The sequence below is a fragment of the Streptomyces sp. NPDC048664 genome, assembly GCF_040650555.1.
GTDB lineage: Bacteria > Actinomycetota > Actinomycetes > Streptomycetales > Streptomycetaceae > Streptomyces.
The window spans coordinates 40,606-56,996 of the sequence record NZ_JBEZHK010000015.1; the positions used below are offsets into that span (position 1 = coordinate 40,606).

Here is a 16,391-nt window from a genome sequence, read left to right on the forward strand (position 1 = left end):
CCCCGACGTACGGGGGCGGGAGCACCACCGCCCCGAGGTCAGGAGACCACGTCGCGCGGCTCGGCCCCGGCGACGAAGTCCGCCGCGTTCCGCACCGCCGCCAGCGCGATGCGCACCAGCGTCTCCCGGGTGACGCCGGCGACGTGCGGCGAGAGCACCACGTTCGGCGCCTTCAGCAACCTCAGTGCCGCGGTGGGAGGTTCGGGGTCGAAGACATCGATCCCCGCGCCGGCCAGAGTGCCCTGCTCCAGGGCGAGCGCGAGCGCGTCCTGGTCGATCAGGGCGCCCCGCGCCGTGTTGATCACGAACGCGGTCGGTTTCATCAGCGCGAGCCGCTCCGCGTCGAGCAGATGCCGGGTCGCGTCGGTGAGCGGCGCGTGCAGGCTCACGTAGTCGCAGGTGCGCAGCAGTTCGTCGAGCGTGACATGGCGAGCGCCGCCGAGGCGTGCCTCGGTCTCCTCGTCCAGGCGGCTGGGACCGGCGTAGAGGATGCTCATGTCGAAGGCGAGGGCGCGGCGCGCGACCTCCTCGCCGATGTGACCGAGCCCCACGATGCCGAGGGTCTTGCCGGACAGTTCGGTGATGGCGCCCTGCAGCCGCGGCAGCGCCCAGTCGGCGTCGACGAGGGCGGTGTGCGCGGGAACCAGCTGCTTGGCCAGTGCGAGCATCAGCGCGAAGGTCTGCTCGGCCACGTTCTGCTTCTCGGCGCCGCTGGAGCCGATGTTGCACACGGGCACGTTCCGGGCGCGGGCGGCCGCGAGGTCCACGTAGTCGAAGCCGTGGCTCGCGCACTGGATGAACTCCAGCTCCGGCGCGGCGGCGATGTGCTCGGCCGTGACCGGGCCGAGCCCGGTCACGATGACCTGCGCCTCGCGCAGCGCCACCGGGTCCTCGTCGGTGCGCTCCACCACGGTGACCCGCGCCTGGCCGGGAAAGACGGTGGCGAGCGCGGCGCCTGCCTCGCGTCCGCCGACGTGCGGCGAGACGACGGCGAGGACGTTCTTGACTTCGGTCATGCGGACTCCTCGATCAGATCGGCGGCCGTGAGGGTGGCGGGGGTGGCGTGCCCCGACAGGGCGAGGGTCAGGTCCAGCTCGGCGAGCAGACAGCGGATGACGTGCTCCACGCCCGCCTGGCCGTCGAGCCCGAGCCCGTAGGCGTAGGGACGTCCCACGAGCACCGCCCGCGCGCCGAGCGCCAGGGCCTTGACGATGTCGTCGCCGGTGCGTATGCCGCTGTCGAACAGCACGGTGGTCCGGTCCCCGACCGCCTCCACCACCCGCGCGAGCGCGTCGGCGGCGGCCACCGCCCCGGCCACCTGCCGGCCGCCGTGGTTGGAGACCACCACACCGTCCATCCCCGCGTCGACGGCCCGGCGGGCGTCGTCCGGGTGCAGGATGCCCTTGAGCACGATCGGGCCCTCCCAGTTCTCCCGCAGGAACGCGAGGTCGGGCCAGGTCTTGCCGGGATCGGCGAACATGCCGACGAAGTGCATGACGGCCGCGTCCGGGTCCTCGTGCACCGGCTTCGCCAGACCCGCCCGGAACGCCGGGTCGGAGAAGTAGTTGGCGGTGCCGACGCCGTGCAGGAACGGCAGATAGGCCTGGTCGAGGTCGCGGGGCCGCCACGCCAGCAGCGGTGTGTCCAGGGTGACCACCAGTGCCGTGAACCCGGCGTCCCTCGCCCTCGTCAGGAAGCTGCGGGCGACCTCGCGGTCCTTCGGCCAGTACAGCTGGAACCAGCGCTCGCCCTCGCCCGAGGCCTCGGCGACCTGCTCCATCGGCGTGCTGGAGGCGGAGGAGAGGATGTACGGCACGCCCTGGGCCGCGGCCGCGCGGGCGGCCGCGGGCTCCGCGTCCGGATGCATGATCGACAGGACGCCGATCGGTGCCAGTGCGAGCGGCGCCGCCAGCGGACGGCCCAGCACCTCGACGGAAAGATCGCGTTCCCCCACGTCCCGGAGCATGCGCGGCACGATCCGGCGGCGCTCCAGAGCCGCCCGGTTCGCCCGTGCCGTGCTTCCGGCACCCGCGCTGCCCGCGACATAGCCGACCGGACCGGGCCCGAGCCGCTGTTCGGTGAGCTCCTCCAACCGCGTCAGGTCGGTGGGCAGCCGCGGCACGGCGCCCGTCATGCCGTTCAGGTAGATCTCGTACTGGAAGTCGGCCCAGTGCTTCGCCATCCGTGCGTTCCGCCTCTCGTCCCGAGGACCGCGTTCACGCCCCTGATCCTTGCGACAGTGACAAGAGGAGTCCAGCCTGGTGCGCACATCGTGCGGCTGGGATCATCACCCTGTGATGAATCAGCCGTCATCCTCCCGGGCGCGTGTCCGGGGCGAGATCCTGGCCGACCCCCGGGTGGTGGAGGCGGTCGTCGCCGCCGTCCACGAGCAGGTGCCGGCGTACGCGGCCCTCGACGACCGCCGTCTCCCGGAGGTGCGGGCCATCGCGGCCTGGGGCGTGGACCGGCTGCTGCACCTGTGGGCCACCGGCACCGCGCTGGAGAGCGCCGATCTGCGCCGCTTCCGGGGGATCGCCGCGGCCCGCGCGGCGGACGGGCGGCCCGTGCAGGCGGTGCTGCGCGCCTACCGGGTGGCCGGGACGGTCCTGATCGACGAGGTCGCCGCCCGCGCGCGGGACCTCACGGCGGGGGACGGGCTCGCGCTCGCCCGCGTGCTGGTGACCGCGCTGGACGTCCTGTCGGAGGAGATGGCGACGGCGTACGCCGCGACCTCCGAGGATCTCGCGGGGGACCGCGACCGTGCCCGGCGGCTGCTCCTGGACGACCTGATCGCGGGACGGCACGCCTCGGCGGGCGCGCTGACGGACCGCTCCGCCCGGCTCGGCGTCCACCTGCCCGATCCGTACTGCCTGCTCGTCGCGGAACCGGCGGGCGCCGGCGGTTCCGACCTGCCGTACGAGGACGCCGCCGCACTGCTCGGCGCGCTCGGCGACGAGGGGACGTCCCTGTCGACGGTCCGCGGGTCGCGCGCCGTCCTGCTGCTGGCCGCCACGGCCGTCGAGCGGGCGGCGGGCGTGCTCGCCGAGCAGGGCTGGCGGGGCTGCGCGATCACCAAGGAGGGCCTGGACCGGGTCGCCGTCGCCCATCGGCTGGCCGTCGACGCCCTGGACACGGCGCCCGGCCACGCCCACCGGCCCGGCCGTCTCCTGGACGACGCCGACGCGCACATCCTCGCCCTGCTCGCGGGGCATCCGGCCGCCGGCCCGGACCACATCGCCCGCCTCGTGCTCGGCCCGCTGACCGAGGCCGCGCAGAGCCATCTGCTGGCGGCCCTCACCGCGTACATCGACGCGGGTTCGGCGACCGAGGCCGCGCGCGTACTGCATCTGCACCCGCAGTCGCTGCGCTACCGTCTGCGCCGCGTCCACGCCCTGACGTCCCGCGACCCGCGCGACCCCTGGCAGCGCCTGACGCTGGACATCGCCCGCACGATCAGGACGTGAACGCCGCCCGCGCGCCCGGACGCGCGCGTCCGGGCGCACGATCACGGGGTGAGGCACCGGGAGGATCCCGGCGGACCGGGCACACCGCGCGGATCGCATATCCCCGGCGGGTTTGTCCGTGGCAGGAATACCCGCCCTCCGGGGCGGGGAGCACGACACCATGGACCCGAGTCGGCGGCCGGACGAGGACCTGCGGTGTTTGCTTCAGGAGCGCACCGCCGATCTCCAGCGGGTGAAGGCCGAGTACGACAACTACCGTAAGCGGGTCCGCCGCGACCGCCTCGCGGTGCGCGAGGCCGCCGCGGAGAACGTGCTGCGCTCGCTGCTCCCCGTGCTGGACGCCATGACCGCGGCCCGTCGGCTCGGGGAGGTTGATCCCGGGCTCGACGCCGTCGCCGACGTCCTCGACGCGTCGTTGGCCTCGCTCGGCCTGCGGGTATTCGGGCTGCCGGGAGATCCCTTCGACCCCACGCGGCACGAGGCCGTGAGCCACCGGGTCTCGCCGGACGCCGACCGCCCCAGGTGCGCCGAGATCCTGAGCCCCGGATACCGGGTGGGCGACCGGCTGCTGCGCGCCGCGCGCGTCACCGTCGTCGGACCGCCCACGGACTGACCGACCCGCGCGGCGGGGCCCCCTCGGACCCCGTTCGCCGCCCTCGCGGGGCCGTTCGCAGCCTCAAATTCGGAATGTTTCAGGCCGATTGCCGAGGCGCACAAAACCGGCCATCCAGGCGTCGTTGACGTTCAGTACCCGTGCGGTTACAGGGCAGAGGCGTTCAGAATCCGTCACTTCGCGCCACTCCTTCCATACTCAAAGTTACCGAAATGCAGGGGGTCGATGTGAGATTCCCGTGAGGAGTCGGCAGACTCCGGCACGCCGATCCGGCACCGGACCGGACTGGCTCCCGGTCACCACGTCGCCGGGAACCGTGCCGGCCATCTCGAAACGAGCGGAAGGATGCACACAATGCCGAACACCGCGCGCTGGGCAGCGATCACCCTGGCGGCCACCGCCGCCTGCGGCACCCTCGCAGGAACCGCGCTCGCCGCCCCGAACGCCCCGACGTCCCTCTACGCCCCCTCGGCTCTGGTCATGACCACGGGCCATGGCCAGAGCGCCGCCGCCACCACGCCGCAGCGAGCCGTCACCCTGAACTGCGCCCCGAGCGCCTCCGGCAGCCACCCGGACGCTGCCGACGCCTGTGCCGACCTGCGCGCGGTGGGCGGTGACCTCGATCAACTGGCCCTCAGGGGCGGTGTGTTGTGTACGAAGCTATACGACCCAGTGGTCGTCACCGTGCAGGGCGTCTACCAGGGCAAGCGCGTCAACTACGAGCGCTCCTTCTCCAACGAGTGCGTGAAGAACTCCTACGGGACCGCATTCTTCGCGTTCTGATGGACGCGGATCGCATGGCGACCGTGCAACTTCGACCAGGGCTTGTGGCTGGGGAGCGCGAGCCCTGATGCGGAACGCCACGTGATCTCGCAACGGGGCCGGCCGGACGGAGTGGGGCCGTCCGGCCGGCCCCCGATACGTGTACGACGACGAGGACCTGCGCCCAGGCGCACGGTCCTCGTCGTCGTATACGATCGCGAGTTCGAAGTCCCCCAGAGAGCGAAGAGCATGTCCCTCACGCCCCCGGCCCTCCCCACCGTCCCCGAGCGCCCCGAGCGGCCCGCGGACATACGCCTCGTCGTCACCGACATGGACGGCACGCTCCTGGACGGCGGCGGCGCGATCCCCGAGGGCCTGTGGCCGCTCCTCGACCGGCTGCGGGAGCGCGGGGTGGTGTTCAGCCCGGCCAGCGGACGCCAGTACGCCACGCTGGCACGGCAGTTCGCCAGGGCGGCCGACGGCATGGTCTTCGTCGCCGAGAACGGCACCTACGTCGTGCGCGACGGCGTGGAGCTCAGCTCCGACCCCCTGGACACGGCGGTGGCCGCCCGGGTCGTGCGCACCGCGCGCCGGCTCACGGCCCGGGGAGCGGACGTCGGGGCCGTGCTGTGCGGCAAGAGGTCCGCCTACGTCGAGCGCACGGACGAGGCCTTCCTCGCCGAGGTACGGCGGTACTACGCCCTGCTGCGCCCCGTCGAGGACCTGACCGCCGTCGAGGACGAGTTCCTCAAAGTGGCCGTCCACGACTTCGGATCCGCGGAGCGCGTCACCGCACCCGCGCTCGAACCGCTCGCCGCGACCCACCAGGTGGTCGTCTCCGGCGCGCACTGGGTGGACGTCCTGAACGCCACGGCCGACAAGGGCGCCGCCGTCCGCGGACTCCAGCGGGAACTGGGCATCACCCCCGCCCAGACGCTGGTGTTCGGCGACTACCTCAACGACCTGGAGATGCTCGACGCGGCCGAGTGGTCCTTCGCCATGGCCAACGGCCACCCGGACGTCCTGCGACGGGCCCGCCACACGGCACCCGCCAACACCGACCACGGCGTACTGCGCACCATCGCCCGCCTGCTGCATCTGCCGGAGCACGCGTAGTACCCCGGAAAACCCTCAGTCCCGGGAGTCGTCCACCAGTACGGCCGCCCCGTCGAAGCGGCCCGCCTTCAGGTCGGCGAGGGCCCGCGGGGCCTGCGACAGCGGATACGGATGCGTCGTCGCGCGGACGCGGTACCGGGCGGCGAGCTCCAGGAATGCGCGGCCGTCCTCGCGCGTGTTCGAGGTGACGCTGCGCAGCTCCTTCTCGTAGAAAAGCTCGCTCTCGTACCGCAGCGCCGGGACGTCGCTCAGATGGATCCCCGCCACCGCGAGCACCCCGCCACGATCCAGCGCGCGCAGCGCCACCGGCACGAGATCGCCCGCCGGCGCGAACAGGATCGCCCCGTCGAGCGGCTCGGGCGGCGCCTCGCGGGCACCGCGCGCGGACGCGCACCCGAGGTCGAGGGCCAGGCGCCGGGAGGCTTCGTCCCGGGTCAGGACATGCACGGTGGCCCCCTGGGCCAGGGCGACCTGCGCGCACAGATGGGCGCTGCCGCCGAACCCGTAGAGACCGAGGCGCCCGCCGCGGGGCAGCGAGGTGCGCAGCAGCGCCCGGTGGCCGATGATGCCCGCGCACAGCAGCGGCGCGAGCGCCACGTCGTCCACGTCCGGGGGCAGCCGGTAGGCGAAGGCGGCCGGCACGGTGGTGTACTGCGCGTATCCGCCGTCGGCGTCCCAGCCCGTGTACCGGGAGGACGGGCACAGGTTCTCCGCCCCGCGCGCGCAGTGCCGGCAGTCGCCGTCCGTACCTCGCAGCCATGCGACGCCCACCCGCTCACCCCGCGCCCACCCGCGCACGGCCGCGCCGGTCCCGGCCACCTCACCCACGACCTCGTGCCCGGGCGTCACCCCCGGCCGGTGCACGGGCAGGTCGCCCTCGGCGACGTGCAGATCCGTCCGGCACACGCCGCACGCCCGCACGCGCACCAGCAGTTCGCCGGGCCCCGGCACGGGCAGGGGCCGCTCCGTCCAGCGCAGCGGCCCCTGCTCGATGGGCCCCGGCCGGTCCACCACCCATGCGCGCATCGCCCGTGCCCCGTTCCGTTCTCGACTGCCGGCGTCCGCCCCATCCAGTGTCGAACACGACGGCGGTTCTGCGCGCGGCGCGGGCCCGGCCTGGCTAGCGTGAGCCCGCACCCACCATCCATCCGGACGCCGCACGGGGAAGGTCGAGACGCCATGGCGGTACAACCCGAGGGAACGCCCTGCTGGGCCGACGCGATGTTCGCCGACCTCGAAGGGGCCAAGAGCTTCTACGGGGACGTCCTCGGCTGGACCTTCGGCGAGTCCTCCTCCGAGTACGGCAACTACACGCAGGCGTACGCGAACGGCAAGGCGGTCGCCGCCGTCGTGCCGCCCATGCCGGGCCAGGAGGGGCAGTCCGCCTGGTGCCTCTACCTCGCCACCCCCGACGCGGCCGCCGCCGCGGGCCGGATCAGGGAGCACGGGGGAGAGGTGCTGATGGAGCCGATGCAGGTCGGCGACTACGGCACCATGGCGCTGGTCCGTGACCCCTCCGGCGTCTTCTTCGGCCTCTGGCAGGGCGGCGTCCACGAGGGCTTCGAGGCGCGGGGGGTGCCCGGCGCCTACTGCTGGGCCGAGGTGTTCACCCGGGAGCCGGAGAAGTCCGACGCGTTCTTCCCCGCCGTCTTCCCCTACCGGTCCAAGCGGATCGAGGACGACGCCGTCGACTTCCGGGTCTTCGAGCTGGGCGAGGGGCCCGTGCTCGGCCGGATGAGGATGACGGACGACTTCCCGCCCCAGGTGCCGTCCTACGTCAACGTGTACTTCACCGTCGAGGACTGCGACGCGGCCGTCGAGCGCGCCACCGGGCGGGGGGCGGTCCTGCGGTTCGGCCCGATGACGAGCCCGTTCGGCCGGTTCGCCGCGCTGAGCGACCCGCAGGGAGCGAACTTCTCGGTCATCGACGTCACGACCACCGAGGGACGCATGCCGGACGCGACCGATGTGTCCTAGTCACTCCCGTACCCGGGCCCGGAGGGGTGCCCGCGGCGTGGCATGATCGGGGCATGCCTGAACGTGTTGTGGCCGCCTGTGACGGGGCTTCGAAGGGAAACCCCGGACCTGCCGGATGGGCCTGGGTGGTCGCCGGGGACGACGAGGTCGTCAGCAGCTGGGAGGCCGGCCCGCTGGGCAAGGCGACCAACAACGTCGCGGAACTCACCGCGCTGGAGCGGCTGCTGACGGCGGTCGACCCCGGGGTTCCGCTGGAGGTCCGCATGGACTCCCAGTACGCGATGAAGGCCGTCACGACCTGGCTGCCCAACTGGAAGCGCAACGGTTGGCGGACCGCGGCGAACAAGCCCGTCGCCAACCAGGAGCTGGTCGTCCGCATCGACGCGCTGCTCGACGGGCGCGAGGTCGACTTCCGCTATGTGCCCGCGCACCAGGTCGGAGGCGACCGCCTCAACGACTTCGCGGACCGCGCCGCCAGTCAGGCCGCCGTGGGGCAGGAGGCGGCGGGCAGCGCGTACGGCTCCCCGGAACCACCGCCGTCGTCGCCCTCCGGAACGGGTTCGTCGCCCGCCCGCACCACCCGGCAGCCACGCACGGGCGGACGCACCCTCAAGGCGAAGTTCCCCGGCCGCTGCGTGTGCGGACGCCCCTACGCGGCGGGCGAACCCATCGCGAAGAACTCCGACGGCTGGGGCCACCCCGACTGCCGCTGACCCCACCACCCGCACCCGCCGGACGTGCCGCACCACACGTGATCAGGGGCGCGGGGAACTGTGCAAAACCCCCGACGCACCCGCACCCGCCGGACGTACCGCACCACACGTGATCAGGGGCGCGGGGAACTGCGCAAAACCCCCGACGCACCCGCACCCCCCGACGCACCCCCCCACCCCCAGCCCCGAGAGGAACGCCCAGGTACGAGTCGCCGTATGCACCCCGGCGGAGTACACCGGAAGAAGGGCGTGAGCGGCGCGCGGGAGGTGGCTTCGATGGCAGACGGCACGGGGGTCCCTGCCGCCTCGGACACCGGCACGGCGATCCTCGACGCCCTGTTCACCCGCTCCCCCGTGGGCCTCGCCGTCCTCGACACCGAACTGCGCGTCCTGCGGGTCAACACCGCCGCACCCCCCTTGCAGGGCCTGCGCGAAGAGGACCTGGTGGGCCGCCGCTTCCCCCGGGCCCACCACGTGGCGGAGCCCGAGAAGATCGAGGCCCTGCTGCGTGCCGTGCTCAGCGACGGCGTCCCGATGAGGGAGCGGATCGTCAGGGCGCGTCCCCCCGTCTACCACGGCAACGAGCACGTGTACGAGGTGTCCGCGTTCCGCCTGGAGGAGCCCCTCGGCACCGTCCTCGGCGTCGCTCTGACGGTGGTGGACGTCACCGACCGCGAGAGGGGCCGGACCCGCCTGGCCGCTCTGGACGGCGTGCGCCAGCATGTGGGACGCACCCTGGACGTGGTGGCGACCTGCCAGGAACTGGTCGACGCGCTGGTCCCCGCCTTCGCGGACGTCGCGGTCGTGGAGGTGGTCGACGCCGTGATCCGCGGCGACGAGCCCCCGCTCGCCCCCCTGCCCCGCGACGCCCGCCTGCGCCGTGCCGCCTTCCGCAGCGGCGACGGGGAGGGCCGCCCCCAGGCGCACCCCGTCGGGGACGTACGGGCCCTGCCCGGACCGACGCCCTACAGCCAGGCGCTCACCGACCTGCGGCCCCGCGCCGTGGGTCTGCGCCCCAGCCTGCCGTGGCTGACCGCCGACCCCCCTCGCGCCCGCGCCATCCGCGAGTCCGGGGTGCACGCCCTCCTGGCCGTTCCGCTGGACCTGCGCGGCACCGTGCTCGGGCTGCTGAGCCTGTACCGCTCCCGCACGCCCGGCACCTACGACGAGGCGGACATCGAACTCGCCCGCGACGTTGCCCGGCACACCGCGCTGTGCGTGGACAACGCCCGCCGCTACACCCGGGACCACACGGTCGCGGCCACCGTTCTGCGGCACATGCTCCCGCTGCACCCCGCCTCCCACACCGCGCTGGAGGCCGACGGGATCGCCCGGCCCGGCGGTGGCGGCAGCGGCTGGTACGACACCATCGCCCTCTCCGGCGCCCGTACCGCCCTGGTCGCGGGAAGCGTCTGCGGAGAGGGGATCGCCGCCACGGCGACCGTCGGTCAACTGCGCACCGTGGTCCACGCCCTGGCCTCGCTCGACCTGGACCCGGAGGAACTGCTGGCGCGCCTGAACGACACGGCGTCGCTGCTGGCGGCCGAGCGAGCGGATCTGCCGCCGGCCAACCCCCTGCACCGTGAGCCGTCGTGCGCCCACTGTGTGTACGCCGTCTACGATCCGCTGACCCGGATCTGCACCGCCGCCCGCGCCGGATACCCGGCCCCCGTGGTCGTCCGCCCGGACGGGACCGTCGAGAGCCCCGACACGCCGGCCGGGCCCGCGCTCGGCAGCGCGGACCTCTCGCCGTTCGCCGCCGACTGCATCGCGCTCCCGCTCGGCAGCACGATCGCCTTCCCCGGGTCCTCGGCCCTCGCCGGCTATCTGCGCGGCACCAGGAGCCCCCTGTGCCGGGAGAGCGAGGGTGCCCCGCCCGTGCACGACCTGTGCGACGACATCCTCTACGGGCTGCCCGCCGCCATCCAGGACGGCGACGTCGTCCTCGTGCTGGCCCGTACGCGCTGCTTCCCGTCAGATCGTGTCGCCACCCTGGCCCTGGACGACACGCCCGCCGCCGTGGCGGCGGCGCGCGAGTACACCCGTGACAGGCTCGCCGCGTGGGAGGTGGGGGAGGAGACCGCGATGAACGCGGAGCTGATCGTCAGCGAGCTGGCCACCAACGCCCTGCGCTACGGGAGCCCGCCGCTGGAACTGCGCCTCATCCTGGACCGGGGGCTGACCTGTGAGGTGAGCGACGGGCGGGACACGGCGCCCCATCTGCGGCACGCCCGCACCACCGACGAAGGGGGCCGCGGGTTGTTCATCGTCGCGCAGCTCGCCCAGACCTGGGGGACGCGCTACTCGCCCGTCGGCAAGACGGTCTGGACGGAACTGGCGCTCAGCCCCTCGTGACGCCCGTGCCGACGGGTCCGTCCCCCTCAGTCCGTGTCGAAGCTGTAGAACGGCCTGTGGTCCAGCAGATCGGCCGGGCGTACGTCGTTCCACGGCTTCATGGTCTCGCGCAGATCGACGACATCGGGTGTCCCGCCCGTCGGCAGATAGCCGGAGTCGGGGTGGAGCCGCTGCCACTGGGCCCACAGCTTGTCGATGAAGGCATGGTGCAGCCAGAAGACCGGGTCGTTGGGGGAGACCCCGGTCCCCATCTGGCCGCCCACCCACACATGGACGCGATTGTGCAGGTTGACGCCCCGCCACCCCTCCAGATGGTTGCGGAAGCCGTCCGAGCCGCTGTTCCAGGGCGCCATGTCGTACGTGGACATGGCGAGCACCGAGTCGACCTCCGCCCGGGTGGGAAGCTCGCGTACGCCGGTGCCGAGGGAGCGGCGCAGGAACGTACGGGTGTCCACGCGCACGGAGACGTTCCACTTGCCGCCGGCCGCGGCGAACGGTCCGTCCATCACCCGTCCGTCCAGGGTGCGCCCCGTACCGCCGAGGAAGTCCGGCGCCCACAGCGAGGAGCGCGGCGAACGGTCGCTGGTCCAGTCCCAGTAGGGCAGCGCCACCGAGGAGTCGACGGCCTGGAGCGCCCGCTCGAACTCGATGAGGAACTTGCGGTGCCAGGGCAGGAAGGAGGGGGACCGGTGACCGGTCCGCTCGCCCGTGTCGGTGTCGCCCATGATGAAGGCGTTGTGCGTCGTGATGAAGGCGTCGTAGCGGCCGTTGCGCTTGAGCTCGAGAAGGGCGGCGACCAGCCGCCGCTTCTCGTCGGCCGTGAGGTCTGCCTGGTTCTTGCGTACGGTCATGTGCGGGTGCTCCGGAACGTCGGGGTGCGGTCGGTCAGTTGAAGGGGACGAGCGGTGCGCCCGCCAGTTCCACCACGGCCGCGCGTGCGGCGTCTCGGGGGCTTCCCACGGGGTCGTAGTGGCTGACGACGCTGATCCAGGTGTCGTCCGCGTTCCGCATCACGTGCAGTTCCACCCCGTCGATGAACACGCCGTACCCGGAGCCGTGATGGTGCCCCCCGGCACCCGGCCCGCCCTGTATCCGGCGGCCCAGATAGACCTCGTCGAAGGCCTTGGGGCCGTCGTGGTCGTGCCCCGGGGCGGCGGGGGCGGAAGCGCGAGAGGCGGGGGAGGCGGCCACCTCGGCGGGTTCGGCGGCGGCCCGGGTGGTCTCGGTGAGCGCCGCGAGGCCCGCGGTCGCGGTGACGGCTGCCCCGGCCACGAGGGCACGCCGGCGGGAGAGTTCGGACATACGAAGTCCTCCTTGAAGGGCGGAAGTTGATGACCTTCCCTGCCTATCCGCCGCCGCACCGGTCCGACGAATCGAGGACGACGGGGCAACCCCGATTCGGACAATTGCCCGCATGTTATGCAGAGTTGAACAAAGATGATCTTGTTGTGTCCGGTACCTGACAGGTGCTGGGTAGGGAAATTCCGTTCCGCCGCCGGGTTGTGGAAGGTGATCGTCCGGGGCCCGCCCGTCGGGAGTGGCGCGGGTCACATCGCGCACATGACGCGAAGTGGAGCCCGCGCGTCCGGGGCGGTGGTAGGCCGGACGGGCCGCCGCGCGCACACCCGGCGCGAGCCGTCATCTAGGTGAATGGGAATTCACTCGCTAAAGTGAACACAGGTGAATGACCATTCACCAGCATCCCCCCGCTGACCGCCGGAGCGCCCATGCCCCCGATACCCGCCCCGCCCGACGGGCCCGACGCCCGCACCGACCAGGGGGAACGGGCGACCGGGCCTGCCCGGTTCGCGGTGCCGGTACTGGCCTTCGGCGGGATCCTCATGGCGGTCATGCAGACGGTCGTCGTCCCCTTGCTGCCCGACCTCCCCCGGCTCACCGACTCCTCCGCCGGCACCGTCTCCTGGACGGTCACCGCCACCCTGCTCGCCGGCGCGGTCCTCACACCGGTGCTGGGACGGGCGGGAGACATGTACGGCAAGCGCAGGGTCCTGGTCCTCGCCCTCGGGCTGATGACGGTGGGCTCGGTGCTGTGCGCGCTGTCCTCCGACATCCGCGTCCTCATCGCCGCCCGCGCGCTGCAGGGCGCCGCGGCGGCGGTCGTCCCGCTCTCGATCAGCATCCTGCGCGACGAACTGCCGCCCGAGCGCACCGGATCCGCCGTCGCGTTCATGAGCTCCACCGTGGGCATCGGCGCCGCCCTCGGCCTTCCGCTCGCCGCGCTCGTCATCCAGTACGTCGACTGGCACGCCATGTTCTGGGTGACCAGCGCGCTGGGCGCCACCGGTGTCGCCCTGACCTGGTGGGCCGTGCCCGAGTCACCCGTCCGCGCACCCGGCCGCTTCGACGTCCTGGGCGCGCTCGGGCTGGCCGCGGGGCTCACCGGCCTGCTCCTCGCGGTCTCCGAAGGCGGCCAGTGGGGCTGGACGAGTCCCGGGATCGCGGGACTGTTCGCGGCCGGCGCGCTGATCCTGGCGCTGTGGTGCCGCCAGCAACTGCGCGCCGAACAGCCCCTGGTGGACCTCCGGCTCGCGATCCGCCCCCGGGTCGCCCTGCCGCACCTCACCGCCCTCCTGGTCGGCTTCGGTTTCTACGCCAACTCCCTGGTGACCGCCCAGCTCGTGCAGGCCCCGAAGGCCACCGGCTACGGACTGGGCCTGTCCATCGTGGGAAGCGGACTGTGCCTGCTCCCCGGCGGGGTGACGATGCTGCTGTTCTCCCCGCTCTCGGCACGCATCTCGGCGGCGCGCGGCGCGCGCGTCACCCTCGCCCTGGGGGCGGCCGTCCTCGCGCTCGGCTACGCGGTCCGCATCGCCGACAGCCGGCAGCTGTGGATGATCATCGTCGGCGCGACCGTCGTGGCGACCGGTACGACGCTGGCGTACTCGGCGCTGCCCACCCTGATCCTGCGCGCCGTCCCGCCCGGCCAGACCGCCTCGGCCAACGGTGTCAACGTCCTCATGCGCACCATCGGGCAGGCCACGTGCAGCGCCGCCGTCACCGCGATCCTGGTCCACCACACCAGCCTCGTCGCGGGTGCCCCCGTGCCCACCCTGCACGGCTACCTGCTGGCGTTCGCGATGGCGGGTACGGTCGCCCTGGTGGCCGGCGCCGCCGCCCTCGCCATCCCGCGCGACCACGCCACCGGGCGCACCGGCCGTGCTGGACGGAGCGGGCGGCGGGCGGCGCCCGCACCCGACGAAGCGATGGAAGGAGCGTGAGCGCGGTGACCGGACCGCGTGCCCAGGCGCCCGAGGGCGCCCTCGCCGAAGGGCCGCCGCGCCGCGACGCCGGGGCGACCAGGGCCGCGATCCTGCGGGCCGCCCGCCACCTCCTGGCCCGCCAGGCCCACGCGGACATCACGCTCAAGGCGGTCGCCGAGCGGGCCGGAGTCAGCCCGCCGCTGATCCTCAAGTACTTCGGGAACAAGGACACGCTGTTCTCGCAGGTCATGTCCTTCGACGCGGACGCCGCCGCGCTGCTGGACGCGCCGCTCTCCGAACTCGGCCGCCACATGGTCCGCCATGTGCTGGTCAGTCAGACCGAACACGGAGCCGACCCGGTCCTGCGCATCGTGTTCGCGCCCCTGCACGGCGAGCAGGGCGACATCCTGCGGGCCAACTTCCGTACCCAGGTCACCGAACGCCTCGGCGCGCGCCTGGAGGGTCCCGACGCGGGGCTGCGCGCGGAACTCGCCGTGGGCGCGCTGCTGGGGCTGGGCGTGATGTTCGGCATCGCGCGGGGCACCCGGCTGCGCGCGGCCGGCGTCGACGACATCGTGGACCGCTGCGCCCCGGCGATCCAGGCACAGCTGACACCCTGAGTCCCTGAGCCTTTGAGCCCCTGGGCTCCTGAGGCCCTGCGCGGCCCGGCGGCCGGCCCGTCCGAGTGGCCGCCGGGCGCGCCGAGGCCCCGACCTCTCTCAGGCCACCCCGCGCGGCCGGAACTGCACACTGATCCGGGGCCCGGCGGCCCGGGCGCTCTTGGGGATCGCGTGCTCCCAGGTGCGCTGGCACGAGCCGCCCATCACGATCAGGTCGCCGTGTCCGAGCGCGTGCCTGACCGCCTCCGTGCCGCCGCGCGGCCTCAGCGCCAATTCGCGCGGCGCGCCCAGGGAGAGGATGGCGACCATCGTGTCCTCGCGCGCGCCGCGGCCGATCCGGTCGCCGTGCCAGGCCACGCTGTCCCGGCCGTCGCGGTAGTAGCACAGCCCGGCCGTGACGAAGGGCTCTCCCAGCTCCGCCGCGTAGTGGGCGGACAGGGCCAGACGTGCCTGCCCCAGGACCGGGTCCGGCAGCGGTTCACCCTCGCGGTAGTACGCCAGCAGCCGCGGCACGTCCACCGTGCGCTCGTACATCCGCCGCCGCTCCGCGCGCCACGGTACCTGGGTCGACAGATGCTCGAACAGCACGTCCGATCCGCTCAGCCAGCCGGGCAGCAGATCGATCCAGGCCCCGGCGCCCAGTGCCGTGCGCCGGGCACCGCCGAGCGGGGCGAGCCGGATGTCGTCGGCCTGGTCGAACAAGGAGCCCTGGAGGTGCGTGGCCATGGAACCAGCGTACCCCTGGATTCGAAAATATGTTCCCATACTGTCCGTGTGGAGGAGCCGCCGTGTCAGTGCTCCCGCTGCGGGCTCGACTCGCTGGGCCGGACGACCACGAACCCCTCCCCGTCCAGCCGGAGCTGCACGGCCTCGCCCGACCCGCCGCGCAGCATCGACCCGAGGGACTGCGAGCGGTGCAGCGAGGTCTGGAGGCGGGCGGTCCAGCCCACCACCGCGTCCGTGTCCACGAACACCGGCTGCCCGGGCGAGACGGGTATCACCAGCGGACTGCCGTCGCAGGCCAGTCCGAGTGCGCCGTGCCCGGTGAACACGCTGTTGAACAGGCCGCCGCCCGAGATCCCGGCGCCCTTCACGGTCTGGATCCGGTACGAGAGAGTCGCGTCGAAGCACAGCACGTACCGTCCGTTCACGGTGAACTCGTCGCCCGGCTCGACACCGACGACGAAGCAGTTCCGCGCCTCGTGCGCGAACCACGCCTCGCCCCGTCCGCTCACGGTCATCAGCGGCAGCCCCTCACCGGTGACGGCCCGCTTGAGCATCCCGCCCACGCCCTGGCCCCTGCGCTCGAAGCGCAGGTCGCCTCGGAAGGCGACCATCGTCCCCTGGCGGGCGAGCATCTCGCCGTCGACGACGTACCGGATGGACTTGGCGTTCTGCACCGACATTCCGGGGCCGGTCGCCGGCCGCACCACGTGCTCGCTGGTAAAGAGATCACCCGTCATGCGCGCATCCTGTCGCGGAACGTCCCCCTCCGCCAAGATCGCGGGAATCGTCGGGAAGGTGACCGGGAAACGTGACGTCGGGGAACC

General features: G+C 73.1%; 16 protein-coding genes. 9 read left to right on the plus strand and 7 right to left on the minus strand.

What is annotated here, in order from left to right:
- Nucleotides 1–38: 38 nt before the first annotated feature.
- Nucleotides 39–1,016 (minus strand): NAD(P)-dependent oxidoreductase, encoded by a 978-nt coding sequence (locus tag AB0C59_RS18070; RefSeq protein ID WP_363005563.1) that lies wholly within the window; start codon nucleotides 1,014–1,016, stop codon nucleotides 39–41.
- Nucleotides 1,013–2,182 carry a lactate 2-monooxygenase gene (locus AB0C59_RS18075; protein ID WP_363005565.1) on the minus strand — a complete coding sequence of 390 codons (1,170 nt, stop codon included), beginning with the start codon at nucleotides 2,180–2,182 and terminating at the stop codon, nucleotides 1,013–1,015. The genes AB0C59_RS18070 and AB0C59_RS18075 overlap by 4 nt, the downstream gene beginning before the upstream one ends.
- Before the next feature lie 115 nt (nucleotides 2,183–2,297).
- Here AB0C59_RS18075 and AB0C59_RS18080 point away from each other — a divergent pair, with 115 nt between their 5' ends.
- The 4 genes from AB0C59_RS18080 to AB0C59_RS18095 all read left to right on the plus strand — a co-directional run bounded on the left by AB0C59_RS18080 (nucleotide 2,298) and on the right by AB0C59_RS18095 (nucleotide 5,955).
- Nucleotides 2,298–3,464: a helix-turn-helix domain-containing protein gene (locus AB0C59_RS18080; RefSeq protein ID WP_363005567.1), complete on the plus strand. Its 1,167-nt coding sequence runs from the start codon at nucleotides 2,298–2,300 to the stop codon at nucleotides 3,462–3,464.
- Between the two features lie 118 nt (nucleotides 3,465–3,582).
- Nucleotides 3,583–4,077: a nucleotide exchange factor GrpE gene (grpE, locus tag AB0C59_RS18085; protein ID WP_363005569.1), complete on the plus strand. Its 495-nt coding sequence runs from the start codon at nucleotides 3,583–3,585 to the stop codon at nucleotides 4,075–4,077.
- A 354-nt stretch (nucleotides 4,078–4,431) separates the two neighbouring features.
- Entirely contained in the window at nucleotides 4,432–4,860 is a 429-nt protein-coding gene (locus tag AB0C59_RS18090; protein WP_363005571.1) for a subtilase-type protease inhibitor, read from the plus strand.
- Nucleotides 4,861–5,088: 228 nt separating this feature from the next.
- Nucleotides 5,089–5,955 (plus strand): Cof-type HAD-IIB family hydrolase, encoded by an 867-nt coding sequence (locus tag AB0C59_RS18095; protein WP_363005573.1) that lies wholly within the window; start codon nucleotides 5,089–5,091, stop codon nucleotides 5,953–5,955.
- 15 nt (nucleotides 5,956–5,970) lie between these two features.
- Here the strand turns inward: AB0C59_RS18095 and AB0C59_RS18100 are convergent, their stop codons facing one another.
- Nucleotides 5,971–6,981: a zinc-binding alcohol dehydrogenase family protein gene (locus AB0C59_RS18100; protein ID WP_363005575.1), complete on the minus strand. Its 1,011-nt coding sequence runs from the start codon at nucleotides 6,979–6,981 to the stop codon at nucleotides 5,971–5,973.
- Between the two features lie 153 nt (nucleotides 6,982–7,134).
- Here AB0C59_RS18100 and AB0C59_RS18105 point away from each other — a divergent pair, with 153 nt between their 5' ends.
- From AB0C59_RS18105 to AB0C59_RS18115, 3 genes are all read left to right on the plus strand, one after another.
- Entirely contained in the window at nucleotides 7,135–7,932 is a 798-nt protein-coding gene (locus AB0C59_RS18105; protein WP_363005577.1) for a VOC family protein, read from the plus strand.
- Between the two features lie 53 nt (nucleotides 7,933–7,985).
- Nucleotides 7,986–8,645 (plus strand): ribonuclease H, encoded by a 660-nt coding sequence (locus AB0C59_RS18110; protein ID WP_363005579.1) that lies wholly within the window; start codon nucleotides 7,986–7,988, stop codon nucleotides 8,643–8,645.
- Nucleotides 8,646–8,921: 276 nt separating this feature from the next.
- Nucleotides 8,922–11,000 carry a SpoIIE family protein phosphatase gene (locus tag AB0C59_RS18115; protein ID WP_363005581.1) on the plus strand — a complete coding sequence of 693 codons (2,079 nt, stop codon included), beginning with the start codon at nucleotides 8,922–8,924 and terminating at the stop codon, nucleotides 10,998–11,000.
- Nucleotides 11,001–11,026: 26 nt separating this feature from the next.
- On the opposite strand, the gene AB0C59_RS18120 is transcribed toward AB0C59_RS18115, so the two are convergent.
- On the minus strand, nucleotides 11,027–11,851 hold the full coding sequence (locus AB0C59_RS18120) for a tyrosinase family protein (RefSeq protein ID WP_363005583.1): 825 nt from the start codon (nucleotides 11,849–11,851) through the stop codon (nucleotides 11,027–11,029).
- Nucleotides 11,852–11,885: 34 nt separating this feature from the next.
- Nucleotides 11,886–12,302, minus strand: a complete 417-nt coding sequence (locus tag AB0C59_RS18125; RefSeq protein WP_363005585.1) for a tyrosinase cofactor — start codon at nucleotides 12,300–12,302, stop codon at nucleotides 11,886–11,888.
- A gap of 425 nt (nucleotides 12,303–12,727) precedes the next feature.
- Between AB0C59_RS18125 and AB0C59_RS18130 the strand changes: the two genes are divergently transcribed.
- Nucleotides 12,728–14,239: an MFS transporter gene (locus AB0C59_RS18130; protein ID WP_363005587.1), complete on the plus strand. Its 1,512-nt coding sequence runs from the start codon at nucleotides 12,728–12,730 to the stop codon at nucleotides 14,237–14,239.
- 5 nt (nucleotides 14,240–14,244) lie between these two features.
- Nucleotides 14,245–14,841, plus strand: coding sequence for a TetR family transcriptional regulator (locus AB0C59_RS18135; protein WP_363005589.1), 597 nt, complete (start codon nucleotides 14,245–14,247; stop codon nucleotides 14,839–14,841).
- A gap of 99 nt (nucleotides 14,842–14,940) precedes the next feature.
- On the opposite strand, the gene AB0C59_RS18140 is transcribed toward AB0C59_RS18135, so the two are convergent.
- Together AB0C59_RS18140 and AB0C59_RS18145 are read right to left on the minus strand one after the other, a co-directional pair.
- Nucleotides 14,941–15,567, minus strand: a complete 627-nt coding sequence (locus AB0C59_RS18140; RefSeq protein ID WP_363005591.1) for an alpha-ketoglutarate-dependent dioxygenase AlkB — start codon at nucleotides 15,565–15,567, stop codon at nucleotides 14,941–14,943.
- Nucleotides 15,568–15,632: 65 nt separating this feature from the next.
- The gene (locus AB0C59_RS18145; RefSeq protein ID WP_363005593.1) at nucleotides 15,633–16,304 is read right to left on the minus strand and encodes an AIM24 family protein; all 672 of its coding nucleotides are present in this window, start codon (nucleotides 16,302–16,304) and stop codon (nucleotides 15,633–15,635) included.
- Nucleotides 16,305–16,391 lie beyond the last annotated feature (87 nt).

Bases quoted from the DNA above. Each gene is read 5' to 3' on its own strand.
- AB0C59_RS18100 (WP_363005575.1), bottom strand. From the start codon at position 6,981: ATGCGCGCATGGGTGGTGGACCGGCCGGGGCCCATCGAGCAGGGGCCG.
- AB0C59_RS18140 (WP_363005591.1), bottom strand. From the start codon at position 15,567: ATGGCCACGCACCTCCAGGGCTCCTTGTTCGACCAGGCCGACGACATC.
- AB0C59_RS18110 (WP_363005579.1), top strand. From the start codon at position 7,986: ATGCCTGAACGTGTTGTGGCCGCCTGTGACGGGGCTTCGAAGGGAAAC.
- AB0C59_RS18130 (WP_363005587.1), top strand. From the start codon at position 12,728: ATGCCCCCGATACCCGCCCCGCCCGACGGGCCCGACGCCCGCACCGAC.
- AB0C59_RS18125 (WP_363005585.1), bottom strand. From the start codon at position 12,302: ATGTCCGAACTCTCCCGCCGGCGTGCCCTCGTGGCCGGGGCAGCCGTC.
- AB0C59_RS18120 (WP_363005583.1), bottom strand. From the start codon at position 11,851: ATGACCGTACGCAAGAACCAGGCAGACCTCACGGCCGACGAGAAGCGG.
- AB0C59_RS18075 (WP_363005565.1), bottom strand. From the start codon at position 2,182: ATGGCGAAGCACTGGGCCGACTTCCAGTACGAGATCTACCTGAACGGC.
- AB0C59_RS18105 (WP_363005577.1), top strand. From the start codon at position 7,135: ATGGCGGTACAACCCGAGGGAACGCCCTGCTGGGCCGACGCGATGTTC.
- AB0C59_RS18145 (WP_363005593.1), bottom strand. From the start codon at position 16,304: ATGACGGGTGATCTCTTTACCAGCGAGCACGTGGTGCGGCCGGCGACC.
- AB0C59_RS18070 (WP_363005563.1), bottom strand. From the start codon at position 1,016: ATGACCGAAGTCAAGAACGTCCTCGCCGTCGTCTCGCCGCACGTCGGC.
- AB0C59_RS18090 (WP_363005571.1), top strand. From the start codon at position 4,432: ATGCCGAACACCGCGCGCTGGGCAGCGATCACCCTGGCGGCCACCGCC.
- AB0C59_RS18115 (WP_363005581.1), top strand. From the start codon at position 8,922: ATGGCAGACGGCACGGGGGTCCCTGCCGCCTCGGACACCGGCACGGCG.
- AB0C59_RS18080 (WP_363005567.1), top strand. From the start codon at position 2,298: ATGAATCAGCCGTCATCCTCCCGGGCGCGTGTCCGGGGCGAGATCCTG.
- AB0C59_RS18095 (WP_363005573.1), top strand. From the start codon at position 5,089: ATGTCCCTCACGCCCCCGGCCCTCCCCACCGTCCCCGAGCGCCCCGAG.